The following is a 24,933-nucleotide window of genomic DNA, read 5'->3' on the forward strand; positions in this document are numbered from 1 at the left end:
TACATCAAAAGACCCACCCTTCACCTAAATGATTAGCCGCAAGCTTTGTGGCTGGTTTATCATTCAAAGTATAGGTTTTCTAAATAGCACTTAGAATCGCACTTATAATCTATCCAAAACGTGTCATCTTAGATGGGTTTAAGCCGGGTAAACTGATACTCAGGGGTATACGTGCAGTTAACAAGTTTTACCGATTATGGTTTGCGGGCACTTACTTATATGGCCTCGCTACCTGAAGGACAAATGACCAGCATTTCTCAGGTGACTGAGGTCTATGGCGTGTCCCGAAATCATATGGTTAAAATAATCAATCAGTTGAGCCGTGTCGGGTTGGTCACGGCTGTAAGAGGGAAGAATGGCGGGATACGGCTGGGTAAGCCCGCTGATCAGATTCGGATTGGTGATGTTGTGCGCCAGTTAGAACCACTCTCTCTCGTGAATTGCAGCAGTGATTTTTGCCATATAACACCTGCTTGCCGTCTGAAACAAGTGCTTAATCAGGCAGTGCAAAGTTTCCTAAACGAGCTGGATAACTATACTTTGGCCGATATGGTTCAAGATAATGCCCCACTCTATAAGCTATTACTTGTTGAGTAGTTTTTTTCTTAACCAAAGAAATATATGCCCAAAGAACTTGGGTTGCAGGTAGGTAGCCAACAAACGAATCCCGATGAGCTTACACAAGTAAGTGATTCGGGTGAGAACGCGCAGCTAACACCCCTGCCACTTCAAGTACGCAGGGTATAAGACCTGCTGATGACAACGGAGGAACCGCAATGTCACAAGATCCATTCTTGGAACGAGAAGCAGAGAAATATGAGTCGCCGATCCCTAGCCGGGAATTCATTTTGGCTCATCTCGCGAAGCGCGAAACACCTGCCAGCCGTGAAGAGCTGGCCAATGAACTTAATTTATCCGGTGAAGAGGCTTTAGAAGCGCTGCGCCGTCGTCTGCGCGCGATGGAGCGTGATGGGCAATTAGTCTTCACTCGTCGTCAGTGCTATGCCTTGCCGGAGCGCCTGGACTTATTACGCGGTACTGTTATTGGTCACCGTGATGGTTTTGGTTTCTTACGGGTAGAGGGAAGTAAAGAAGACCTGTACCTTTCTGCCGAGCAGATGAAAATGGCCATCCACGGTGACGTGGTGCTGGCTCAAGCTATGGGGGCTGATCGTAAAGGTCGTCGTGAGGCGCGTATTGTGCGGGTCTTGGTGCCGAAAACCAGCCAAATCGTCGGTCGATACTTTACCGATGCTGGTGTGGGTTTCGTGGTGCCAGATGACAGCCGTCTGAGTTTTGACATTCTGATCCCACCAGAATTTATCAGCGGTGCTCGTATGGGCTACGTGGTGGTGGTTGAACTGACACAGCGCCCGACTCGCCGCACAAAAGCGGTCGGTAAAATAGTGGAAGTGCTCGGTGAGAATATGGGCACCAGCATGGCGGTGGATATCGCGCTGCGCACCCATGAAATTCCACATACCTGGCCGCCACAAGTTGAAAAACAAGTAGCAGACCTGAAAGAACAGGTGCCGGAAGAGGCGAAGAAAGGCCGGGTAGATTTACGTAATTTACCATTGGTCACCATTGATGGTGAAGACGCCCGTGACTTCGATGATGCGGTGTATTGTGAGAAAAAACGCGGCGGTGGCTGGCGTTTGTGGGTTGCCATTGCAGATGTTAGCTATTATGTACGCCCGCGCACAGCATTGGATGATGAAGCCCGCAGCCGTGGTAACTCGGTCTACTTCCCATCGCAAGTAGTCCCTATGCTGCCGGAAGTGCTGTCAAACGGCCTTTGCTCCTTGAATCCGCAGGTAGACCGCCTGTGTATGGTGTGCGAGATGACAATCTCCTCACAGGGCAAGCTTTCGTCTTATAAGTTCTATGAAGCGGTAATGAGCTCTCATGCTCGTCTGACGTATACCAAAGTGTGGCGAATCATTGATGGTGAAGAATCACTGCGTGAGCAATATAAGCCGCTAGTGCCGCATTTGTTAGAACTTCATGCGATGTACAAAGTACTGGATCAGGCGCGTGCGGAACGTGGTGGTATTGCCTTCGAAACAGAAGAAGCCAAGTTTATCTTCAATGCTGAACGCCGCATTGAACGTATTGAACCGACCATGCGTAATGATGCGCATAAGCTAATTGAAGAGTGCATGATTCTGGCGAACATTGCTGCTGCGCGGTTTGTGGAAAAACACAATGAGCCAGCGCTGTTCCGTGTGCATGACCGCCCAAGTGATGACCATATCTCAGCACTGCGTAGTGTGCTCAGTGAGTTGGGTCTGACGTTAGGCGGTGGTCTGAAGCCTGAGCCAAAAGATTATGCGGTGTTAATGGATGAAGTTGCCGATCGCCCGGACCATGAGATGCTGCAAACGATGTTGCTGCGCTCAATGAAACAAGCGATTTACGATCCAGAAAACCGTGGTCACTTTGGTCTGGCGCTAGCCTCTTATGGGCATTTCACCTCGCCAATTCGTCGTTATCCAGACTTGGCAATGCACCGTGCTATCAAATATCAGTTAGCAAAAGAACACGGCAATGTTAAAGAGCGCTGGACACCAACCGGTGGCTGGCACAGTGAATACGAAGACATGCTGCAATTGGGCGAACACTGCTCAATGACTGAACGTCGCGCCGATGAAGCCACCCGTAATGTGGCCGATTGGCTGAAGTGTGACTTTATGCAGGATCAGGTGGGCAAGGTCTTCACCGGTATTATCGCCAGTGTTACCGGTTTTGGTTTCTTCGTGCGGCTGGATGACCTGTTTATTGACGGCTTGGTGCATGTTTCCAGCCTGGACAATGACTATTACCGTTACGACAACATCGGCCAGCGTCTTATTGGCGAATCTTCGGGTCAGGTTTATCGGTTGGGCGACACGGTGGAAATTCGTGTAGAAGCGGTACATATGGACGAGCGCAAAATTGACTTTGCTCTGGTCTCCAGTACCCGTAAGCCGAGGGGAGAAGGTAAGACTGCGCGTGATAAAGCCAAGAAAGTAGATGGCCAACGAACCCTGCGCGACACCTCCACTGGCCGTGGTGGTCGCAGCAACTCATCGAGTTCGTCGCGTCGTGATAGTGCACCAGCAGGGAGTGGGCAACAACGCCCTCGTCGTGCTAAAAAGCCGGCAAACTTTGAGCCGGACAGTGCTTTCCGACCAACAGATGCCGCTGCCAAGTTAGATGAGAAAGCGCTGGCTGAGAAAAAGGCCAAAGCTAAGGCGAAAAGAGCGTCTGCCAAGACCAAGAAAATCGCCGCAGCCACCAAGGCTAAACGCGCTAAGAAGAAAACCAGTAGCGACCAGTAATGGTCTGCTGCATGATTTGACTGCTGAATTGTCGGGTGACCCCGGTCGCCCGCATTAATTTAATCATTGGCAAGCCAATCATACCCTAAATAATTCGAGTTGCAGGAAGGCAGCGAGTGAACCCCGATGAGTTGACGCCGGTCAATAACTCGGGTGAAAGCAAGCAGCCCACGCACATGCAGCTTGAAGTATGACGGGTACATTTTGCCTGCCGACACATGTAAAAGAGCATCATGAGCGAAATTATTTACGGCATTCACGCCGTCAAAGCCTTGTTAGACAATGATCCACAACGTTTTTTGGAAGTCTTTATTCTGAAAGGTCGTGACGATCGTCGCCTACAGCCGTTGATTAGCGAGCTGGAAGCTGCCGGTTTGGTGATTCAGGTTGCGAGCCGCCAGTGGTTGGATTCACAGGTTGAGGGCGGCGTCCATCAGGGTATCGTGGCGCGAGTCCGTGAAGGGCGTCAGTATCAGGAAAATGACTTACCGGCGTTGCTGGCAAGCGTGGAAACACCTTTCTTACTGGTGCTGGATGGTGTCACTGACCCACACAATTTAGGGGCCTGTTTACGTAGTGCAGATGCAGCTGGTGTCCACGCGGTTATCGTGCCTAGGGATCGTTCTGCACAGCTTAATGCGATTGCCAAGAAAGTTGCCAGTGGTGCTGCTGAAAATGTGCCATTGATTAAAGTCACTAATCTGGCGCGTACTTTGCGTGTGTTGCAAGAGCACAATGTATGGATTGTCGGGACGGCCGGTGAAGCAGACCATACGCTGTATCAGAGCAAAATGACGGGCCCAATGGCATTGGTGATGGGAGCGGAAGGTGAAGGTATGCGCCGTCTGACCCGCGAACACTGTGATGAGCTGATCAGTATTCCAATGGCCGGTAGTGTTTCTTCGCTGAATGTGTCAGTCGCGACGGGCGTTTGTTTATTTGAAGCGGTACGCCAGCGAGCACTGAAAGCCTAATATACCCGTCGCCCTTCAAGATGCAGGGATTGGCTGCCTTCACTCACCCCAGTCACTTACTGGTGTAAGCGTCCTGGGGACGCCTACCTGCACCTCGAAGTAACTTGGGTATATGCATTTCATTCCATCATTTCAAAAAGGCCAATATTTTCGGATGTTGGTCTTTTTTTTCGGATAGAGGAATTTTTAATCACTATCAGTCATATAGAGTAGATTAATCTCCATTTGTGATAAGCCCGCCAGCAAAAAGCCCAGTCTGCACCATACTTAATCCTGATTTATGAATGCTGGTTTCGTAATGAGTACCGAAATGGAGGAAGGTATGGAGTGGCAGACTCACTTGGTTTTCAATCAGCCAGAGCCTTTGTCGAACAGTAATTTATTTCTGTCTGACATGGCCTTGCGGGAAGCAGTTATGCGGGAACATGCTGGCTGGGATGGCGAGGATCTTTCGCGGATTGGACTACAACTTGGTTCACAAGAGTCGCTTGAATTAGGGCGGCTGGCAAACACCAATCCTCCAGAGTTATTACGTTACGATGCCGCAGGTCAGCGGTTGGATCAGGTGCGCTTTCATCCCGCCTGGTATGTGTTGATGCAAGAGCTGGTCAATCACCGGGTACATAATTTACCTTGGCAGGAAGATGCCCGGATAGGTTCTTTTGTGGCGCGCGCAGCACGGTTTATTTTGCATGCACAGGTAGAGGCCGGTTCGTTATGCCCCATCACCATGACATTCGGCTCTATACCACTGCTGCAACAAACACTCCCTTCTCAATTCCACAGTTGGTTACCGTCACTGCTTTCAGATCGCTATGATTCTCATCAAGTTGTGGCCACTGAAAAACGGGGCTTACTGATTGGCATGGGCATGACAGAAAAACAAGGCGGTTCTGATGTGCTCAGCAACACCACCAGGGCGGAACCTCTAGAGGTGCGCGGCAATGGTGAGGCTTACCGTCTGGTGGGGCATAAATGGTTTTTCTCCGTGCCGCAAAGTGATGCGCACCTTGTTTTGGCGCAGGCTGAGGGCGGATTATCCTGTTTCTTCCTACCTAAAATATTACCAGATGGCACCTATAATGCTGTTCGATTAGAGCGCTTGAAAGAGAAACTCGGTAACCGCTCCAATGCCAGCAGTGAGGTTGAGTTTGATAATGCCACTGCCTGGCTATTGGGTGATGAGGGCGACGGTATTCGTCAAATACTGAAAATGGGTGGGTATACCCGCTTTGATTGTGCTTTGGGCAGCCATGGTTTGATGAGACGCGCTTTCTCCGTCGCGCTGTATCACGCCTGGCAGCGGCAGGCCTTTGGCAAGGCATTGGTGGACCAGCCGTTGATGCGACAAGTGCTAAGCCGTATGGCATTGCGCTTAGAGGGCCATACAGCCTTGCTGATGCGCTTAGCCAGTGCGATGGGCAAAACCTACGACCTTCAGGAGCAGATTTTCAGCCGATTACTCACCCCAGCGGCTAAGTATCGGGTCTGCGGGCTGGGTTGTGCGTTTGTCGCGGAGGCGATGGAAGTGCTAGGGGGCATTGGGTATTGCGAGCAAAGTGAGTTGCCGCGACTCTATCGTGAAATGCCGGTAAACAGTATTTGGGAAGGCTCTGGCAATATTATGTGCCTGGATGTATTGCGCACATTACGTAAGTTGCCAACCGCGCTGGACATGCTTCAGCAAGACTTTTATCCAATACGTGGGCAAAATCGGCTATTTGATCGTGCCTGGCGGCAGTTGCAGCAACGGCTGAAAAATCCGAAGGAAGAGCAGGGACGGGCGCTAACCCAGCAACTGTTTGATTTGTGTTGTGCAGCTCAATTACTGCGTTTTGCCTCACCGCCATTAGCCGATGCCTGGTGCCGCATGACGCTGGATCATCGTGACCAGTACATGCTGCCGGAAGAGGTTTGTTCATTGCTACTGAATCGGGCATCCGGCTCACGTTAACCCTATGGCTCTCTTCTGATAGAGCCAATTACTGATATAGCACAGCGTTGGCATACCAGATTCCGGGGTAAACACTGTCAGACATCATGATAATCAAATAATAAGGCGCACCGCTGGCATTAGCTTTGCGCTTAATTTCTGCTTCGATATCCATTGGGCTGCCAAACACCTGAGCCGAAATTGTGCCTATTTTTTGTAAGTTGCCACTTTGGGCTCGAGTGATTTCTTGCGCATAAGGCTGAACCGCAGGAGGGGGAACCGGAGTAACGTAAAAGGCGCTACAAGCCGAGAGCCCCAGAGTGATCAGTAAGAATACCATCGCACGCTTTATATTCATCTTTGCCTCTTTATCCGTAGGGCGGTCACTACCATGCCCGTCATGGCTCAAGTGTAACTCTGCCACTGCCCATCTGTGGGTAATATCTTGGAAGAAATTGATTTAAGACTTTATATCTTTGTTTTGGCACACTGAATTTATGCGGTATAAATCGGTTTTTCCTGTTTATGCTCGGCCTAATAGACAAAGGGTTTTCACCATGATTGAGATGTCGCTGGAAAATATTAATGGTATTGAAGTCATCCATGCGGCCCCTGCGGGTAAGCGCCAGCAGCCGTTACCCACTATTTTCTTTTTCCACGGCTATACCTCGTCAAAAGAGGTTTACTCCTACTTTGCCTATGCTTTTGCCCAAGCGGGTTTTCGTACTATAGCGCCGGATGCGGATATGCATGGTGCTCGATTTAACGGTGATGAAACTCAACGGCTATCCCACTTCTGGGAGATCTTAAAATCAAATATTGATGAGTTGCCAGCCCTTAAACAGCACTATCAGCAGGCGGGGTTAATTGATGGCGAACGTATTGGGGTGGCGGGCGCATCGATGGGGGGAATGACCACTTTGGGGGCCTTTGCCCGCTATCCATGGGTCAGGGTTGCTGCTGATTTTATGGGGTCCGGTTATTTTACCTCGTTGGCACAGACACTGTTTCCGCCATTGAAGGCGGGGGAAAAGGTTAGCCCGGCAGAATTGAAGCGCCGTGTGTCCCCTTTGGCTGATTATGAACTCTCGCACCAGTTGGGAAAAATCACGGATCGCCCATTATTGGTGTGGCATGGCGACGCTGATGATGTAGTGCCTGCAGCAGAGAGTGCACGGTTGGTTCAAGAATTGAGGGCGAGCGGAGGGGATAATTACCTGACATATCTTACCGAAGCGGGCATTGGCCATAAAATCACACCTACTGCCTTGGCGGCAGGGGCGCGTTTTTTCAGTCAGTATCTATAAAAAAAGCCCCCGACAGGCGGGGGAGTTGAGTATGGGCTTTCTTTTTTGTTGGTATTTCTCTGGTGTTGTATTTGTCTATTGAATCTTAGCGATACAGAACGGCATTAACGTGTATAGAACTATTATCGCCGGGTTCATGCATAGCAATTATCTGATAAGAAGTTGCCCCGCGTTCATCCGCTAATTTACTGACTTGTGCAGTGGCATCATCAGGAGAAACGACATTGTGACCCAATGACAGAGCACCAATACTGACGCGCTGTTGCTGCATAGCTTGTTGGGCGGTTATTTCAGTAGCGGCGAACGCACTGGTCGATAATACCAAGCCGAGTGCGGTTGCGATGGCGAGTGTATGTTTCATAGGTGACTCCAAAATCTTATTTATATACTTTGAATAAGTTATCTATCTGCTACGCCGCTTGTTTTGCGGTGGATGTAAATAATTCTAGTCGCTTTTGTTAATTTAAAAATACCTGGTAATTGATTCACTTTGTCAAAAAAAGTGAATGATATTTATGCTGAGCTAATGATTTTATTGAAAGATTTATTAAACTAATGGATCTACATCCATTGGTTGTTTAATGAACAAAAAGTGCGGTTTTAGCTCAGTAATGGTTAGAACAAGAATAAATCCCCGCCGGTCCTTGAGTTTCCAGCCGCCCGCAAGTATAGTTACGCGTCATTTTTCAGCCGCACACAAACACGTTCCTTGCCTCCATGGGCCGCGGTTGACCCTATCAGGAGGCTGAATAATCCGTAAGGAGCAATAATCGATGCGTCATTACGAAATCGTTTTTATGGTCCATCCTGACCAAAGCGAACAGGTTCCGGGCATGATCGAGCGCTATAGTGCAACTATCACTAATGCTGCTGGTACGATCCACCGTCTGGAAGACTGGGGCCGCCGTCAACTGGCTTACCCGATCAACAAACTGCACAAAGCTCACTACGTTCTGCTGAACGTTGAAGCTCCGCAGGAAGCGATCGATGAGCTGGAAACAAACTTCCGCTTCAACGACGCCGTTATCCGTAGCATGGTTATGCGCGTTAAACACGCGGTAACTGAAGCATCACCAATGGTTAAAGCGAAAGACGAACGCCGTGAGCGTCACGACTTCGCGTCAGAAGCCAATGATGATTCTGAAGCTGGGGATTCTGAAGAGTAATTGCCGTGGTGACCACTAATCGTCTGGTACTCTCTGGCACTGTGTGCAAGACACCGGTTCGAAAAGTAAGTCCTTCTGGAATTCCGCATTGTCAATTTGTGCTTGAGCACCGATCAACACAGCAGGAAGCCGGATTTAGCCGACAAACATGGTGCAGAATGCCCATCATCGTCAGCGGGCAAAAGTCACAAGCATTAACTCACAGTATAACGGTCGGCAGTCAGTTAACCGTTGAAGGCTTCATTAGCTGCCATCAAGGCCGCAATGGGCTAAACAAATTGGTTCTGCATGCCGAGCAGATTGAATTTATAGATTCTGGAGACTAGCCAAATGGCACGTTATTTCCGTCGTCGCAAGTTCTGCCGTTTTACCGCGGAAGGCGTTGTAGAGATTGATTATAAAGATATCGCTACGCTGAAAAACTATATCACTGAAAGTGGTAAAATTGTCCCGAGCCGTATTACCGGTACTCGTGCAAAATACCAGCGTCAGCTCGCCCGTTGTATCAAGCGCGCACGCTACCTGTCTTTGTTGCCGTACACTGATCGTCATCAGTAATCGGCCACTGTCCATTAACGACTTTGAGAGGATAAGGTAATGCAAGTTATTCTGCTTGATAAAGTAGCAAACCTGGGCAGCCTGGGTGACCAAGTGAACGTTAAAGCGGGCTACGCTCGTAACTTCCTGGTTCCACAAGGTAAAGCTGTTCCGGCAACTAAGAAAAACGTAGAGTTCTTTGAAGCACGCCGTGCAGAATTGGAAGCCAAATTGGCTGGCGTTCTGGCTGCTGCTGAAGCTCGCGCAGCTAAAATTAACGAACTGGGCAGCGTCACCATCGCATCTAAATCTGGCGATGAAGGCAAACTGTTCGGCTCTATCGGTACTCGCGACATCGCTGACGCTGTAACTGCAGCTGGCGTTGAAGTGGCCAAGAGCGAAGTTCGTCTGCCGAATGGCGTTCTGCGTACCACTGGTGATCATGAAGTTCACTTCCAGGTACACAGCGACGTGTTCGCGCAATTGAACGTGATCGTGGTTGCAGAAGCGTAAGTTACGCTGTTGTTAACCTGCTAAAACGCCAGCCTTGTGCTGGCGTTTTGCTGTCTGGCGTAAGGGAAATAGGCGTCAGAGTCGCGAGAAGAGAGTTCGTTGATAAAAGCAGGTGATGGGGTATCGCGCTTAACGATCGCGGCGATAGCTGCCATCACTTTGTCGGGTAAACAGCACTTGCGTGTTACTGGTGGTTTCAATGGCCAGTGCCGCCACCACTCCCTGAGCATCCAGCATAATTTTAACTTCTTGGCCGGCCTTGAGATTACTCAGCGGTTTATCATTACCCTCAACTTGTGCCATCGCAAAAACTTCATTGACCGGTAAGTTATTATCGCGGAACAGTTGCGCCAGCGTTTTCCCTGATTGAATCTGATAACTCTGCCAATTTCCCTGAACTGGGGGGATGGCCTCTGGAGCCACGGGAGGCGCCACCGTAGGAGGTGGCGGAGCATCAAGATTGTTTTGTGAGTGAAGGTCGCTTTGCAATTGGGCCTGTAGCGGCACCTCAGTTGACGGAGCGCTGACCGGGAATGAATGGTCGGTATTGTCACGTGATACTGGCCACAGCAGCGCTAGCAGCAATACTGTCGTCGCAATGATAATCCAGCGACGGTGGAAGAAGGGCAATGGCTCCATCCACTGAAAACTGTCCGGTAAGTGCCAGATTTTCAGCAACAGTCTTTTAATCCCTGTTTCCTGAGCAGCCGCAGCCGTAGATTCAGGGGAAACATGATTTTCAGTAGCGGCAATATCCTCAGCAGGAGCAATGTGTTCAGATGCATTGACTTCAGACATCAGATTTTGGTCATCCGTCGTTTTAGCATCCGGCAAAATCCTCTGCCTGATATTCAGCCAGGTATGCAGCAGTGGCTGATAAACCCGGGTACTTTTCCTTCTCCTGGGCGCGATTCTGCCCATGGTGACCTCTCTTCAACGACGTAAAACTACATAAATAATAAAATAGTAATGCACTAATAGGCTTCTAAGTATAACTCTTCTTACTTGAAGTTGGGCTGAGTAGCTAACTGATTGATGCCAAAAGACAGAACATTATAATACTTAAACAGGGGATTTCCCGGTTAGCCTGCTGCCATTGTTTCTTTTTCTTCGACAAAAGTCATCATTCGCAAAGCAAGATTTTACCGCACTCCCCTGCTGCTGTTATGCTTGCGGCTTCGACATGATTAGCGACTAAAGGAAAATCCATGACAACCCCTTCTTTTGAAAGCGTTGAAGCGCAAGCAAGCTACGGAATTGGTTTACAAATCGGGCAACAATTGCAAGAGTCCGGGCTGGAAGGTTTATTGCCAGAAGCATTACTGGCAGGTTTGCGTGACGCAATGGAAGGGAATACACCGACCGTCCCTGTTGATGTTGTGCACCGCGCACTGCGTGAAGTTCACGAGCGTGCTGATAAAGTCCGTGTTGAGCGCCAGCAGGCTTTGGTTGAAGAAGGGAAAACTTTCCTGGAAGAGAATGCCAAACGTGATGACGTTACCACGACTGAGTCTGGCTTGCAGTTCTCGGTGTTGCAGGTGGGTGAAGGCCCAATTCCATCCCGCCAAGACCGCGTACGTGTGCATTACACCGGTCGCTTGGTTGACGGTACCATATTTGATAGCTCAGTTGAGCGCGGCCAACCCGCAGAGTTCCCGGTCAGTGGTGTCATTCCAGGCTGGATTGAAGCTCTGTCTATGATGCCAGTGGGTTCTAAGTGGAAGTTGTACATCCCACACAGCCTGGCTTATGGCGAGCGTGGCGCCGGTGCGACTATCCCTCCATTCAGTGCGTTGATGTTTGAAGTGGAACTGTTGGAAATTCTGTAATATTCCAGCAGTGATATGAGAAAGGGCGACATCATGTCGCCCTTTTTGCATTTATTCACCACGATGACGATTAATAGCGAAATTATTCGCCTTTCAGCGCACGGGGAAACAGTAAATTATTTTCCAGATGAATATGTTCCATCAGGTCAGTGATGAATTCATTGATACCGTTGTAAAGTGCCTGCCAGGTATTGCAGGCACCTTCTGGTGGGGTCATATTTTGTGTCAATTGTTTCACCACTTCCAATTGCTGCCCAACGGCGTCGTGCTCCGCTTCCATCACAAATATTGGCCCACTGGCTTGCGAACCCATGCCGCGTTTGATCATCGGGAACAGAATTTGTTCCTCTTTGTACATATGCTGGGTTAGTTCTTCTAAAATCGCGGTAAGTTCCGCTGCCAATCCGCGTGGACATGCCGGTTTTTCGCCATGGACGCGTTCAACTTTTTCAGCCATCAGAATCAGCTCTGGCAACTGCTCGCGGTGACGGTTGTGGTAGCGGCTGATAATAAAATTAATGATGTCAGTCAGGGAACGTTGTTGCCAATCTTCAGATGACTGAGGTTCGATGTGTAATGCACTCAACTGTGCTTCCAATTCATCGATATCCAGATTCAGCTTATTGGCTGCCCGCAGCAGTGTTTGCTTACCCCCACAGCAGAAATCCAATTGATGCTGACGGAAGAGTTTTGTGGCTCGTGGGATAGCGATAGCCAGAGCGCCGAGAGATTGATTACGGTAATCCATGATGACACCTCATTGAGTTATTAAATATCTATAACATGCATAATAAATACATGTTATAGAATGCGATATAGCTCTTAAGAGGTATGCCAAGAGAGCAACAGCGCTCCGTCAAGCGCTGTTGCTAGCGGTTATTTCTGCTGTAAATCGATTTGGTAAACCTCAAAACCAATTTCGTCAGTCCCGGTGGCTTTCATCGGATACTGTGCTTTTTGTTTAATAAATTCAGCTGCTTTAGCGCTTGGCGAGGTTTCAAAACGAATATCCAACGGCTGTTTGCTCTCAAGCACTGCCAGACGCCAGTTGTTATCTGCTTGTGGGGTAACCTGCCCATGTTTTTTGGTCTCAGCGCTGATATAAGCAGATAAAACTGCTCGGTTCTCATCCGGTGAAGCGAAAGCAATATGGGTGTCCCCAGTGCCAGCAAATTTACCGCTGTAGGCGCGATAATTATTGGTAGCAATCAGGAACGTCGCTTTTGGGTCAATCGGCTTGCCGTTAAATGTCAGGTTTTTAATTCGCTCGGCTTTATCATTAATCAACGTACATTCACCATCGTAGCGAGCGGGTTGGCTCACATCAATTTCGTACTTAACCCCATCAATAACATCGAAATTATAAGTACGGAAACCATCCCAATTAATGAGCGATTGCGGTTTGCTACTGTTCACATCGATTTGATTAAATTGCGCAGCGGAGCACTCGAGCCATTGCTTAACCTCTGCACCGCTGGCTTTTACCACCACCAACGTGTTTGGGTAAAGGTACAGGTCAGCGGCATTACGGAAGGTTAGCTCACCTTTCTCGACTTCGACAAAACTGGCCGGGTCATTTTTACGTCCGCCAGCTTTAAACGGCGCAGCGGCAGAAAGCACCGGTAAGTCAGCCAAATCAGGGTCACCCTGAATAAAGTGTTCGGTATAGGCGCGTTGGGCGTTATTGACGATTTGTACCGTTGGGTCATCTTGAATCAGCGCCAGATAGCTGTACATATTATCTGATGCTTTGCCGATCGGTTGGCTGACAAAATCACGGGTGCCCTGATGATCAGCGGCCAACACTTTCACCAATTTTGCATCTTCGGCAGCCAGCGATTTTTGCGCCGCTTTATCAAAAATAGGGCGCGCTTCGGCCTTGGCTTGAGTCACCTGCCATGGGCCTTGGTCATTATTCAGGACAAAATCCACGACACCCAGATGGTCGCCCCACTGGCCCGGCATCACGGCGGGAATGCCATTTAATGTCCCCTGGGCAATATCCGCGCCTTTGATAGCAGCAAAATCTTTGCTTGGGAAGACGGCATGGGCATGACCGAACATGATGGCATCGATACCCGGCACTTGGCTGAGGTAATAAACCGAGTTTTCAGCCATGGTTTTATAAGGGTCACTGGAGAGGCCGGAGTGGGGGATAGCCACCACTAAATCCGCACCTTGCTTGCGCATTTCCGGTACCCATTTTTGAGCGGTTTCGGTGATGTCGTTAACGGTGACTTTGCCGCTCAGGTTGGCTTTGTCCCATATCATCACTTGTGGCGGCACAAAACCGATGTAGCCGATCCGCAGGTTGTGCGTTTTCCCTTCGCGATCTTTTACCGGAGTGTCGACAATTAAATAAGGCTGAAACAGTGGCTTACCTGTTTTGACATCAATAACGTTGGCATTAACATAGGGGAATTTGGCACCTGCCAGTGATTTTTTCAGATAATCCAGACCATAATTAAACTCATGGTTGCCGATGTTACCTACAGCATAGTCCAAGGTATTCATTGCTTTATAGACGGGATGAATTTCCCCGGCTTTGAGCCCTTTGGCTGCCATATAGTCACCCAGCGGGCTGCCCTGAATCAGGTCGCCGTTATCCACCAATACACTGTTGGATGCTTGTTGGCGAGCGGCTTCAATGAGGCTTGCCGTGCGCACCAGGCCGAACTTCTCGGTGGGCTTATCTTTGTAGTAATCGAAATCCATCATGTTGCTGTGTAAATCGGTGGTTTCCAGTACTCGCAAGTCAACGGTAGCGGCTTGTGTTGTGAACACAGACATTGATGTCGCGACAGCAATCAGGCTGGCAAGCAGGGATAACGTCAGCGGACGCTTAGACATGGCTTTCTCCATCGTGGCTTTTCCATTAAGAAAACAATTCGACATATATCGCAAAAGAATATGTAAATTTAAGAAATTGTCATAATAAAGTGTGAAGTTTGGCAGAAAATACGTTTAGATAACGCGCAGGTGCTCACAGTTGCAGCAGGTTGATGCCACTGATTTTATTGGAAGTTAAATGACAAAGGTGGCTATTTGGCAGGGAGATTATTAGTCTGTCCCGCCGATGATAAGGATTGAGATGATTAATTTTTATTTTAGCTTTGCGTTCTAAAATGAATGTAGAGTGGGCGAGAAGTCCCTAGACCATTTCAGATCAACAGAGATCTATCAGATGTATTCTGACTATCAATATTCGACATGACTCATAATACCAAGGGGTGGATAATGTTAGAGCAAATTTGCCAGTTAGCCCGCGAGGCAGGTGTGGCGATTATGGCGGTCTATCAGGGTGATAAGCCCCTTGATGTGGCCCATAAAAAAGATGATTCACCCGTCACTGCAGCTGATCTGGCGGCTCACCAGATTATTAAAGCTGGTTTGGCGGCATTGACTCCCGATATTCCCCTGTTATCTGAAGAAGATCCACCTACATGGGCGGTGCGCCAGCACTGGCAGCGTTATTGGCTGGTTGATCCACTCGATGGCACCAAAGAGTTCCTAAACCGCAATGGTGAATTCACCGTCAATATCGCCTTGATTGACCAAGGGGTACCGGTGTTGGGGGTGGTCTATACCCCGGTGACTGAAGTGATGTACAGCGCCGAAAATGGCAAGGCGTGGAAGGAGGAGGGGGGCAGACGTATGCAAATTCAAGTGCGAGATGCACTGCCTCCGCTAGTGGTAGTCAGCCGCTCTCACAGTGATGCTGAGTTGGAAGATTATTTGTCGCAACTGGGTGAGCATCAGACAGTCTCGGTCGGGTCATCACTCAAGTTTTGTTTGGTGGCGGAAGGGAAAGCGCAATTGTACCCGCGTTTTGGGCCAACCAATGTGTGGGATACTGCAGCCGGGCATGCTGTCGCTATTGCTGCCGGGGCACTGGTCCATGATTGGCAGGGTAAACCACTTTCTTATACCCCGCGTGAATCTTTCCTGAACCCCGGCTTTAGAGTGTCGCTGTTTTAAGACTTTAGCAATTGGTGCAGTTGGGCAATAACCTGCTGCACCTCTTCGGGGGTTAGCGCACCATCTTTGACAAATTTAACGTTTCCTTGCTGATCCAGCACCACAATTGCCGAACCTTTCGCCGCCAGATCCCAGGCTTTTTGAACATTCCCGTTACTGTCTACTACAAACTGTGACCAAGGGAATTCACGTTTATTACTTTCAATGCTGCTACGCACAAACATTGCAGTGCCAATAATTGCGTCATCGGTGTTGACGATTGTCGTCGTTTGGTAACGATCGTGTGGCAAATTAGCATGCTTGATGGCTTCCACTAGCGGTGCATTCAGCTCCTTTGCCGAGGTGCGGCCAGCAATATGCTGGACGACTCGCACTTTGCCGGGCAATTGCGAGCTATTCCAGCTTTTATAGCTAAACTGATCAGTAGCTTTATCATAATTTAATTCGCCTTTATCACTGACCCCCACCGGCGGTACCCGCTGGTCAAGTTGGAGTGTATGAGCACTGGCGATGAAGGGGGTGAACAGCAGCGATAGGATAAGCAGGCTATTTTTTATCATGGAATGTCCTTTAGGATCTTATGAGTCATGTTGGGCACTTATTCCTGTACCTTGGAAATTATTGGGTATCAGTTTTCCAATAATAGGTGCAGATCGGAGGTCTGTCCTGTTTGTTGGGAATAATTATTTCTGACATTTACTAGATGGTTATTCTGTCTCTATCTCTCATTTTCTCTGCATGGCTCTGTAATTTTATGTAAATCCAGCATCAATGACTGATTTTGGGGGAACTTAAGCCCATACTCTAGGTCTATTACTCTGCAATTATCTTACGCTACCTGTGATCTTGGTCGCTAAGTCGCCAAAAGGTACGTATTGGTGCTATGGGAGGAAAGTAAAACAATGAGGATCTTCCAACGTTACAATCCGGCAAAAATCGCGATGTACGTTAAAACGTTATTCCGCGGTCGGTTGTATATCAAAGATATGGGGGCTTTTGAGTTTGATAAAGGCAAGATTTTAATCCCGAAAGTTAGGGATAAACGCCACTTTGAGGTGATGTCCGAAGTTAATCGGCAGGTGATGCGCTTGCAAGCCGAGATGGGCTAATCCTCTGTTGCAGTGTTGTTAGCCGCGAATTACTGACTGGAGTAAGCTCATCGGGATTCAGCCTGGCTGCAACATCAATAACTTTGGGTCATACCCGAGACTAATTTAATTGCGGCCCCTTTATAGGGGCCGCTAATGTTTCAAACTATCATTAATTCAATCTATTAGGATGCATTATCTACGCATCACTGCTTTCGTGCGGGGCTTTTGGTAGTATTGGGGCGGGTAGGTCACTGAGCCTGGTTACTAGTAGCTGATCGATTTTGTAGCTATCAATGTCCACCACTTCAAACTTATAACCGGCATATTTGACGAAATCGGTGCGCTTCGGAATTTTGCGCAGCATATACATCATAAAGCCGCCGATGGTTTCATAATTGCCAGATTGTGGGAATTCATCAATATGCAGCACGCGCATCACGTCTTCAATTGGAGTTCCGCCCTCAATCAGCCATGAGTTTTCATCACGGGCCACAATTTGCTCTTCTTGCCCCTGACCGACTAAATCCCCCATCAAGGTTGTCATCACGTCATTCAGGGTAATTATCCCAACAACCAAAGCATATTCGTTAAGGATAACTGCAAAGTCTTCACCCGCCGTTTTAAAGCTCTCGAGCGCCTCAGACAGTGTCAGAGTATCCGGCACAATCAAGGCCGAGCGGATTTGCACGCCACTACTGAGTACTAAGCTCTGGTTACCCAAAACCCGATTCAATAAGTCTTTGGAGTCAACATAACCTACCACTTGATCGATATGACCATCGCAAACCAAGAACTTCGAGTGCGGATGGGTCGAAATCTTCTCTTTTATACTGTCTTCACTTTCCCGCAGATCGAAATAAATTACACTTTCGCGTGACGTCATTGAAGACGGAACCGTACGTGATTCCAGCTCGAATACGTTTTCAATCAATTCATGCTCTTGCTTACGCAGCACCCCAGCCAATGCGCCCGCTTCCACGACGGCGTAGATATCATCCGAGGTTATATCGTCATTTCGAACCATTGGTAGCTTAAATAGGCGGAAGATCAGATTGGCCATTCCATTGAAAAACCAAACTAATGGACGACAAATCATCAGACAGAAGCGCATCGGGTTGACGATTCGGACGGCAACCGCCTCAGGTGAAATCATACCGATGCGTTTCGGGGTTAAGTCGGCAAACAGAATAAATAAGCTGGTGACCAGAACGAATGAGCAAATAAAGCTCACTTGGTCGGCAAGCTCAGGTGACATAAAGCGTTCGAATACCAGTTTGAAAGATGGAGAGAATGCAGCATCACCGACAATACCACCCAGGATGGCAACAGCATTCAGCCCAATCTGGACCACGGTGAAGAAAATCCCCGGAGTCTCTTGTAGTTTAAGTACCCGTAAGGCGTTGATATCGCCTTCATCTGCCAGAAGTTTTAATTTAATTTTGCGTGATGCGGCCAGTGAAATCTCGGATAACGAGAAAAAGGCACTCACTGCAATTAAAAAAAGAATCAGTAAAATACTGTTTAACATAATCTATCCGTGTCGTACCGACGATAGCGTCGGCGATCGTAAGGAAGGCCATACCGGTCATCTTTCAAGTTGCAGATGCTTTGACTGCTCAACTCACCCAAATGACTGACTCGCGCAAGCTCATCGGAGGCTCTTGCTTACCGCCTTCCCGCACCTTGAAATATATAGGGTATATAGTTCATGTTGAGTTTTAAGACAACGGCAGAAAACCGTAATCGGGCTGAGTGAACAGCCCGGCTAGTATAGCAGCAGCGATGAGAGCGCCGCCAGCCTTACAAATTGGCTGGCATACAAACACCAATACCGCCTAGGCCACAATATCCATGTGGATTTTTGTATAAATATTGCTGGTGGTCATCTTCGGCATAATAAAATGGCAGAGCGGGAGCCATTTCGCTGGTAATCACCCGGTGGTCGCCCGCTTTTTCCATTGCTTGCTGGAACTGCGCTTTGCTCGCTGTAGCCTCTGCTTCCTGCTCTGGCGTCAAGACGTAAATAGCTGAGCGATATTGTGTTCCAACATCACCCCCTTGACGCATTCCCTGTGCTGGGTCGTGATTTTCCCAGAAAATCTGCAATAGTTGCTTATAGCTGATGATAGTGGGGTCAAAGACAACACGAACCACTTCGGCATGAGCGGTACGCCCACTGCACACTTCATGGTAGGTTGGGTTTGGCGTATAGCCACCGCTATAGCCCGCGGCGGTGCTATAGACCCCCGGTTGCTGCCAAAACAGGCGCTCGACGCCCCAGAAACAGCCCATGGCGAAGATAGCTACTTCCATGCCTTCAGGAACATGAGTCATGGAGTGTCCATTTACAACATGGAGAGTTGCGACTGGCATCGGTGTCAGTCGCCCTGACAAAGCATGCGCTGCATCAATGACGGCGGTTTTATCAAAATTTTGCATCACAATAGACTCCGATGTTGACTGTGAATATTAAGTTTACAGCAAATGACTAACAAGATGTTTACAGTGAATCACTACAGACAGTTGTATCTGATTGCGAGTTTGCACACAATAAGACCCATTCTGCGTTAATGTAGCGGCTTAAGGTGGAGTTTTAGGAGTAATAGGCTTAAATCAGTCTTTGAATGCGGAATGATAGTGTGAGTATTGCCACTGAATTTTTGATCGTCCGCGAGGCCGTTTTACAGGAAAGTATAATTAATAAGCTAGGAGTACGCGTGCCACGATACCCTATTCTTTGTTTTTTGTGTGTATTGCTCGCTACACCTATCGCCTATGCTGCCAATGTTCGGTTGCAGGTTGAGGGTCTTAGCGGGGATTTAGAGAGAAACGTCAGGGCGCGTTTATCAACAATTGGTACTGATGAAGTCACCGCTGATGGGCGTTTCCGCTCCAGGGTAGATGAAGCGATTCGTCAGGGACTGCGGGCTTTGGGTTATTACGACCCCACCATTACCTTTGATTTACAAGAGCGTCCGGCTCCGGCCCGCTCGGTTTTAATCGCCAAGGTGGTGCCCGGAGAACCGGTGTTGATTGCCGGTGCGGATATCGTGCTACAAGGTGGGGCGAAAACCGATCCCGATTATCTGGCGCTGGTGCGCCGAGATACGCCAAAAATTGGCTCAGTCCTTAATCATGGCGAATTTGATAACTTCAAAAGCTCACTGACGGGGCTGGCTTTACGTCGTGGTTATTTTGACGCCAATATGATTAAAAGCCAGTTAGGCGTTGCGGCCGAACTGCGTAAGGCTTTTTGGGATATTGATTTTGACAGCGGCGAGCGCTACCGCTTCGGTAAAGTAATCTTCCAAGGTTCGCAAATCCGTGAGGATTTCCTGCAAAATCTCGTGCCTTTTCATGATGGGCAGTTGTATTCGGCTGATGATCTGGCCGAACTGAACCGTCGTTTGTCTGCCACTAACTGGTTTAACTCAGTGGTGGTTTCGCCAGATTTCCGCGATGCCAAAAAGACCAAAATCTTGCCGCTCGATGCGGTTGTCACTCCACGCACCGAAAATACGGTTGAGCTGGGGGGCGGTTATGCCACCGACGTTGGTCCGCGTCTGACCGCCAGTTGGCGTAAACCTTGGATGAACTCCTACGGCCACAGTCTAACGACCAGCACCACACTGTCAGCACCTGAGCAGACATTGGATTTCAGCTATCGCATTCCCCTGTTAAAAAATCCTCTTGAGCAGTATTACCTGTTGCAGGGTGGGTTTAAACGAACTGACCTCAATGATACTAAATCTGATACCACGACACTTAACGTCGCTCGTTTCTGGGATCTCTCCAGTGGTTGGCAGCGGGCGATAAACCTGCGCTGGAGTCTGGATCACTTTACTCAGGGCAGTGTGACGGACACCACCATGTTGCTGTATCCGGGGGTCAGTATTAACCGTACCCGCCAGCGCGGTGGGGCCATGCCGGTCTGGGGCGACAGTCAGCGTTATTCCATTGATGTGTCGGATACTACGTGGGGTTCTGACGTTGATTTCGGCATTTTCCAGGCGCAAAACGTGTGGATTCGCACCTTGGGTGAGAAAAACCGCTTTGTGGTGCGCGGCAACCTGGGTTGGATTGAAACCAATAATTTTGACCGTGTTCCGCCTTCATTGCGCTTCTTTGCTGGTGGCGACCGTAGTATTCGTGGCTATAAGTTCCGTGATATTTCCCCGCGTGATAGCGAAGGTAAGTTAACCGGTGCCTCTAAATTGGCGACTGGCTCTGTGGAGTATCAATATAACGTCACTGGACGCTGGTGGGGGGCGGTATTTGTCGATACTGGTGAAGCCGTGAATGATATCCGCAAGAGTGAGTTGAAAACCGGTGCCGGGTTTGGGGTGCGCTGGGCTTCTCCCGTTGGCCCGATCAAGCTGGATATCGCGAAACCTATTGGTGACAACGAAGCACATGGCGTGCAATTTTACATCGGTTTGGGGCCAGAACTATGATGTCGATAAAGGGATGGCGGTGGGTAAAGAGACTTTGTATCGCCTTTCTGCTCATTATCCTACTGTTGGTTGGAACGCTGGCGGGTTTGCTCGGCACCACCAGTGGCTTGCATTTTGTCATCAACAGCGCCGTACGCTGGGTGCCCGGCTTGGATATTGCCAGTGTCAGCGGTGGCTGGCGTGATCTGACACTCAACGGTATTCGGTACCAAATGCCGGGTGTGACAGTTACCGCGGGGCAATTTCATCTGTCATTGCAGCTCTCTTGCCTAAAACGCAGCGAATTATGTGTCAATGCCCTGACTGCGCAAGATGTCGATGTGGTGGTGGATACCAAGGCGATGCCGCCTGCGGCTCCCGCACCAGCTAGCACTGAGCCGATGGGCGAGCTGAGCACTCCGTATCCTATTACCTTGCGCCTGCTGTCACTCAATAATGTCAAAGTCACTATTGATGACACGGCGATTTCACTGGCTGAATTCCGTACTGGCGCACATTGGCGACAGCGTGCGCTGGACTTAATGCCAACTAAAATCAGCGGGTTACTGATAGCGCTGCCGAAAACGGTACCGGCTATTGTCCCTGATGCGGCGAAACCGGTGGTTGAAACCGCGATTGCCGCCAAAGAGGCGGTTGAGCAACAGGCCGCAGCTCCAGCTGAGCCAGAAACCCCTCTAGGGGAAACACTAAAAGAGTTGTTCGCCAAGCCTCTGCTGCCTGATTTGCCTGATTTTCGTTTGCCACTGGATTTGAATATTAAGGAGATTTCAGGGCAACAGCTGCGACTTACTGGCGATACCGATGTCCTTATCAGCAGCGTTTTACTGCGTGCCACTACCCAAGACAACCGGATAACGCTGGATACGCTGGATATCAAATCGCCACAGGGTGGGTTGTCGGCCCATGGTGAGGCGCAACTTGCTGATAAGTGGCCGCTCAGTATGGTGGTGAACAGTGCGTTGAACATCGAACCGCTGAAAGGCGAAAAAGTAAAGCTGACGGTTGGCGGCGCATTGCGTGAGCAACTTAAGGTTGATCTCAATTTATCTGGCCCAGTCAGTGCACAGTTAGCCGCAGAAACTGCGCTGGCTCAGGCGGGATTGCCTCTGGCATTAACCCTGCAAAGCAAGCAGTTGCGTTGGCCATTGAGTGGCGAACCTCAGTTTCAGCTCGATAATCTCAGAATGCATTTTAACGGGCAGGCGACAGATTATGCACTCTCAATTCGCTCTGATTTTAAAGGAACAGATTTACCGCCCGCGGTATTTACTTTGGACGGCAAAGGTAATGTTGAGCAATTCAATCTGACACGTTTGCGTCTGGCGGCATTGCAAGGTAACACGGACCTTACCGGTGTGGTGGATTGGAGCAAAGCCATTAGCTGGAACTCGGTGTTAACTCTGTCCGGTATTAATACCGCGAAGCAGTGGCCGGAGTGGCCAGCAAAACTGGATGGCAAGATTGTGACTCGCGGCAGTATCCATGGCGGCAGCTGGCAATTACAGGTGCCGGAGCTCACGCTGGACGGCAATGTGAAGCAAAATCGCGTAACCGCGCGTGGCTCTTTGACTGGGAATGCGGCGGGTCAGTGGCATATTCCCGGTATCAAACTGGCTTTAGGGCGCAATAATCTGGATGTAAAAGGTAACCTTGGCGATAACTGGCAGTTAGATGCCAATGTTGACGCCCCGCAACTTGATGGCGCGTTGCCAGGGTTAGGTGGCGTGGTGAAAGGAACACTGAAATTACGCGGCAATCTTAAAGCGCCACAATTGCTGGCCGATCTCACAGCGAACCGCCTACAATGGCAAGAACTGACCATTAATCGGGTCAAAATTGACGGTGATGTGCGTTCGACAGACCAAATTCAAGGCCAGTTGGCCATCAGGATCGAGCAGCTTAAACAAGCGGATTTGCTGATTAGCTTATTGACGTTGGATGCACGCGGCAGTGAAAGGCAGCATCAGTTGCGCCTAAACATGCAGGGTGAACCGGTGTCTGGCCAGTTGGCGCTAGAGGGGAGCTTCGATCGGCAGCAAGAGCGCTGGCGCGGCACCCTCAATAGTACGCGCTTTGATACACCGGTTGGTGAATGGCGTATCAGCCGTGCCATTGCATTGGATTACCAAAATACCCTACAGCAGGTCACTATTGGGCCACATTGTTGGCTTAACCCAAATGCGGAGCTGTGCGTGCCGCGGGCGATAGAAGCTGGGCCAAGTGGGCAGGCGAGTATAGTACTCAATCGCTTTGATTTAGCCATGATTAAACCTTTCCTTGGCCCGGATACCACCATGAACGGTGTGTTCACCGGCCGTGCTGATGTTAGTTGGAGAGCAGGTGGTACTTTGCCCGATGTGCGGGTATCACTCAGTGGCAATGGCGTCAAAGTGCAACAAATGGTGCAGGGTAACCCGCTACCGATTGCCTTTGAAACATTGAACCTGAATGGTGGCTTGACCAATGGGCAAGTACGGGCTGACTGGTTGGTTAAGCTGGTCAATAACGGCCAGTTCTCCGGGCAGGTGCAGGTTGCTGATCCAGAAGGGCGGCGCAATCTATCCGGTAACATTGCCATCAGTAATTTCTCGCTGGCAATGATTAACCCGATTCTGAGTGATGGCGAAAAAGCCGCGGGTACTTTAAATGCTAACCTGCGTTTGGGGGGCAATGCGAAAAGCCCACTCGTTTTTGGCCGCCTGGCGCTGGATAACGTGGATGTCGATGGCAGTTGGATGCCATTTGATATCACCGAAGGGCGTTTGGTGATGAATTTTGACGGTATGACCTCAACATTAGAGGGCTTAATCCGAACATCTCAAGGGCAGCTCAATCTTTCAGGCGATGCTGACTGGCGTGATATTAATGCCTGGCGCGCCCGGATTGCTGCCAAAGGTAACAAGCTGCGGGTCACTGTTCCACCAATGGTGCGGATCGATGTGTCACCGGACATTGTCTTTGAAGCCACGCCACAACTGTTTACTCTTAATGGCTCAGTCGATATTCCATGGGCGCGTATTACTGTGCAGGAAGTGCCGGAAAGTGCTGTAGGGGTTTCGCCTGATGAAGTGATGCTCAATAATGATTTGAAACCTATTTCGCCGCGCTCTGCCAGTATCCCAATTAACAGTAATCTGGTGATTCATGTTGGTAATGATGTCCGCCTGAATGCATTTGGCCTGAAAGCGCGCTTACAAGGCGACTTGAAAATGGTACAGGACCAGCGCGGTTTAGGTCTAAATGGGCAGATTAATATTCCGTCCGGTAGTTTCCGCGCTTATGGTCAGGATTTGATTGTCAACAAAGGGGTATTGTTGTTCTCTGGCCCACCGGATCAACCACTACTTAACATTGAAGCAATTCGAAATCCTGATGCCACTGCAGACGGAGTGACGGCAGGCGTGCGGGTGACAGGCATGGCTGACTCACCACGGCTGGAGATCTTCTCGGATCCGGCGATGTCCCAGCAAGAAGCGTTATCTTATCTGCTACGTGGGCAGGGGTTGGGTAATTCTGGGGCTGACAGCGGCCTGATGACGTCCATGCTGGTCGGTATGGGAGTTGCTCAAAGTGGTAAGCTTGTGGGTAAAATTGGCGAGGCATTTGGTGTAAGCAACCTGGCACTGGATACTCAGGGGGTGGGTGATAGCTCACAAGTAGTCGTAAGTGGGTATGTCACCAAAGATCTGCAAGTAAAATACGGTGTGGGTATATTTGACTCGCTGGCTACGTTAACATTACGTTATCGGTTGATGCCAAGGTTGTATCTGGAAGCGGTGTCTGGTATTGATCAGGCATTAGATGTGCTTTATCAGTTTGAGTTCTAAC

General features: G+C 49.3%; 22 protein-coding genes. 14 read left to right on the top strand and 8 right to left on the bottom strand.

Features of this window, described 5'->3' with window-relative positions; all coding sequences use genetic code 11:
• Window positions 1-171: 171 nt before the first annotated feature.
• The 4 genes from nsrR to DJ58_RS06915 all read left to right on the top strand — a co-directional run bounded on the left by nsrR (window position 172) and on the right by DJ58_RS06915 (window position 6,251).
• On the top strand, window positions 172-597 hold the full coding sequence (gene nsrR / locus DJ58_RS06930) for a nitric oxide-sensing transcriptional repressor NsrR (protein ID WP_004707017.1): 426 nt from the start codon (window positions 172-174) through the stop codon (window positions 595-597).
• Window positions 598-776: 179 nt separating this feature from the next.
• Window positions 777-3,323 carry a ribonuclease R gene (gene rnr / locus DJ58_RS06925; protein WP_032913262.1) on the top strand — a complete coding sequence of 849 codons (2,547 nt, stop codon included), beginning with the start codon at window positions 777-779 and terminating at the stop codon, window positions 3,321-3,323.
• A gap of 233 nt (window positions 3,324-3,556) precedes the next feature.
• On the top strand, window positions 3,557-4,297 hold the full coding sequence (rlmB, locus tag DJ58_RS06920) for a 23S rRNA (guanosine(2251)-2'-O)-methyltransferase RlmB (protein ID WP_004707020.1): 741 nt from the start codon (window positions 3,557-3,559) through the stop codon (window positions 4,295-4,297).
• 310 nt (window positions 4,298-4,607) lie between these two features.
• Entirely contained in the window at window positions 4,608-6,251 is a 1,644-nt protein-coding gene (locus DJ58_RS06915; protein WP_032910420.1) for an isovaleryl-CoA dehydrogenase, read from the top strand.
• A gap of 28 nt (window positions 6,252-6,279) precedes the next feature.
• On the opposite strand, the gene bsmA is transcribed toward DJ58_RS06915, so the two are convergent.
• Window positions 6,280-6,588: a biofilm peroxide resistance protein BsmA gene (gene bsmA / locus DJ58_RS06910; RefSeq protein ID WP_032910422.1), complete on the bottom strand. Its 309-nt coding sequence runs from the start codon at window positions 6,586-6,588 to the stop codon at window positions 6,280-6,282.
• 199 nt (window positions 6,589-6,787) lie between these two features.
• Here bsmA and yjfP point away from each other — a divergent pair, with 199 nt between their 5' ends.
• Window positions 6,788-7,537, top strand: coding sequence for an esterase (yjfP, locus tag DJ58_RS06905; protein WP_004707023.1), 750 nt, complete (start codon window positions 6,788-6,790; stop codon window positions 7,535-7,537).
• Between the two features lie 85 nt (window positions 7,538-7,622).
• On the opposite strand, the gene DJ58_RS06900 is transcribed toward yjfP, so the two are convergent.
• Window positions 7,623-7,898, bottom strand: coding sequence for a YdgH/BhsA/McbA family protein (locus DJ58_RS06900; protein ID WP_004707024.1), 276 nt, complete (start codon window positions 7,896-7,898; stop codon window positions 7,623-7,625).
• 412 nt (window positions 7,899-8,310) lie between these two features.
• Here DJ58_RS06900 and rpsF point away from each other — a divergent pair, with 412 nt between their 5' ends.
• The 4 genes from rpsF to rplI are packed head-to-tail and all read left to right on the top strand — an operon-like array spanning window position 8,311 to window position 9,753.
• The gene (rpsF, locus tag DJ58_RS06895) at window positions 8,311-8,703 is read left to right on the top strand and encodes a 30S ribosomal protein S6 (RefSeq protein ID WP_002210153.1); all 393 of its coding nucleotides are present in this window, start codon (window positions 8,311-8,313) and stop codon (window positions 8,701-8,703) included.
• 5 nt (window positions 8,704-8,708) lie between these two features.
• A complete protein-coding gene (priB, locus tag DJ58_RS0121865) occupies window positions 8,709-9,029 on the top strand; it encodes a primosomal replication protein N (RefSeq protein ID WP_020282467.1) in 321 nt (106 codons plus the stop codon).
• A 4-nt stretch (window positions 9,030-9,033) separates the two neighbouring features.
• Window positions 9,034-9,261, top strand: a complete 228-nt coding sequence (gene rpsR, locus DJ58_RS06890; protein WP_002210155.1) for a 30S ribosomal protein S18 — start codon at window positions 9,034-9,036, stop codon at window positions 9,259-9,261.
• Between the two features lie 39 nt (window positions 9,262-9,300).
• Window positions 9,301-9,753, top strand: a complete 453-nt coding sequence (gene rplI, locus DJ58_RS06885; RefSeq protein ID WP_004707026.1) for a 50S ribosomal protein L9 — start codon at window positions 9,301-9,303, stop codon at window positions 9,751-9,753.
• Between the two features lie 129 nt (window positions 9,754-9,882).
• Here the strand turns inward: rplI and DJ58_RS06880 are convergent, their stop codons facing one another.
• Window positions 9,883-10,674 (bottom strand): LysM-like peptidoglycan-binding domain-containing protein, encoded by a 792-nt coding sequence (locus DJ58_RS06880; protein WP_004707027.1) that lies wholly within the window; start codon window positions 10,672-10,674, stop codon window positions 9,883-9,885.
• Between the two features lie 287 nt (window positions 10,675-10,961).
• Here DJ58_RS06880 and bamJ point away from each other — a divergent pair, with 287 nt between their 5' ends.
• The gene (gene bamJ, locus DJ58_RS06875; RefSeq protein ID WP_004707028.1) at window positions 10,962-11,582 is read left to right on the top strand and encodes a BamJ family beta-barrel-assembly machinery protein; all 621 of its coding nucleotides are present in this window, start codon (window positions 10,962-10,964) and stop codon (window positions 11,580-11,582) included.
• Window positions 11,583-11,664: 82 nt separating this feature from the next.
• Here the strand turns inward: bamJ and ytfE are convergent, their stop codons facing one another.
• Complete coding sequence (ytfE, locus tag DJ58_RS06870; protein WP_004707029.1) at window positions 11,665-12,330, bottom strand: iron-sulfur cluster repair protein YtfE; 666 nt, start codon at window positions 12,328-12,330, stop codon at window positions 11,665-11,667.
• A gap of 128 nt (window positions 12,331-12,458) precedes the next feature.
• Window positions 12,459-14,444 carry a bifunctional 2',3'-cyclic-nucleotide 2'-phosphodiesterase/3'-nucleotidase gene (locus tag DJ58_RS06865; RefSeq protein WP_004707030.1) on the bottom strand — a complete coding sequence of 662 codons (1,986 nt, stop codon included), beginning with the start codon at window positions 14,442-14,444 and terminating at the stop codon, window positions 12,459-12,461.
• Between the two features lie 375 nt (window positions 14,445-14,819).
• Here DJ58_RS06865 and cysQ point away from each other — a divergent pair, with 375 nt between their 5' ends.
• Window positions 14,820-15,560: a 3'(2'),5'-bisphosphate nucleotidase CysQ gene (gene cysQ, locus DJ58_RS06860; protein ID WP_004707031.1), complete on the top strand. Its 741-nt coding sequence runs from the start codon at window positions 14,820-14,822 to the stop codon at window positions 15,558-15,560.
• Here the strand turns inward: cysQ and DJ58_RS06855 are convergent.
• Window positions 15,557-16,120, bottom strand: coding sequence for a YtfJ family protein (locus DJ58_RS06855; RefSeq protein WP_032910424.1), 564 nt, complete (start codon window positions 16,118-16,120; stop codon window positions 15,557-15,559). The two genes, cysQ and DJ58_RS06855, sit on opposite strands and share 4 nt — an antisense overlap.
• A gap of 342 nt (window positions 16,121-16,462) precedes the next feature.
• Between DJ58_RS06855 and DJ58_RS06850 the strand changes: the two genes are divergently transcribed.
• Window positions 16,463-16,669: a DUF1107 domain-containing protein gene (locus tag DJ58_RS06850; protein ID WP_032910425.1), complete on the top strand. Its 207-nt coding sequence runs from the start codon at window positions 16,463-16,465 to the stop codon at window positions 16,667-16,669.
• A 178-nt stretch (window positions 16,670-16,847) separates the two neighbouring features.
• Here DJ58_RS06850 and paeA read toward each other — a convergent pair whose 3' ends face one another.
• Together paeA and msrA are read right to left on the bottom strand one after the other, a co-directional pair.
• Window positions 16,848-18,179, bottom strand: coding sequence for a polyamine export protein PaeA (gene paeA, locus DJ58_RS06845; protein ID WP_004707033.1), 1,332 nt, complete (start codon window positions 18,177-18,179; stop codon window positions 16,848-16,850).
• Between the two features lie 272 nt (window positions 18,180-18,451).
• A complete protein-coding gene (gene msrA / locus DJ58_RS06840) occupies window positions 18,452-19,090 on the bottom strand; it encodes a peptide-methionine (S)-S-oxide reductase MsrA (protein WP_032910427.1) in 639 nt (212 codons plus the stop codon).
• 278 nt (window positions 19,091-19,368) lie between these two features.
• On the opposite strand from msrA, the gene tamA reads away from it, so the two are divergent.
• Together tamA and tamB are read left to right on the top strand one after the other, a co-directional pair.
• Entirely contained in the window at window positions 19,369-21,105 is a 1,737-nt protein-coding gene (gene tamA, locus DJ58_RS06835) for an autotransporter assembly complex protein TamA (protein WP_032910516.1), read from the top strand.
• Entirely contained in the window at window positions 21,105-24,932 is a 3,828-nt protein-coding gene (gene tamB / locus DJ58_RS06830; protein WP_138070090.1) for an autotransporter assembly complex protein TamB, read from the top strand. The genes tamA and tamB overlap by 1 nt, the downstream gene beginning before the upstream one ends.
• Window position 24,933: the final 1 nt, after the last annotated feature.

This window comes from Yersinia frederiksenii ATCC 33641 (assembly GCF_000754805.1).
GTDB classification, from domain to species: domain Bacteria; phylum Pseudomonadota; class Gammaproteobacteria; order Enterobacterales; family Enterobacteriaceae; genus Yersinia; species Yersinia frederiksenii.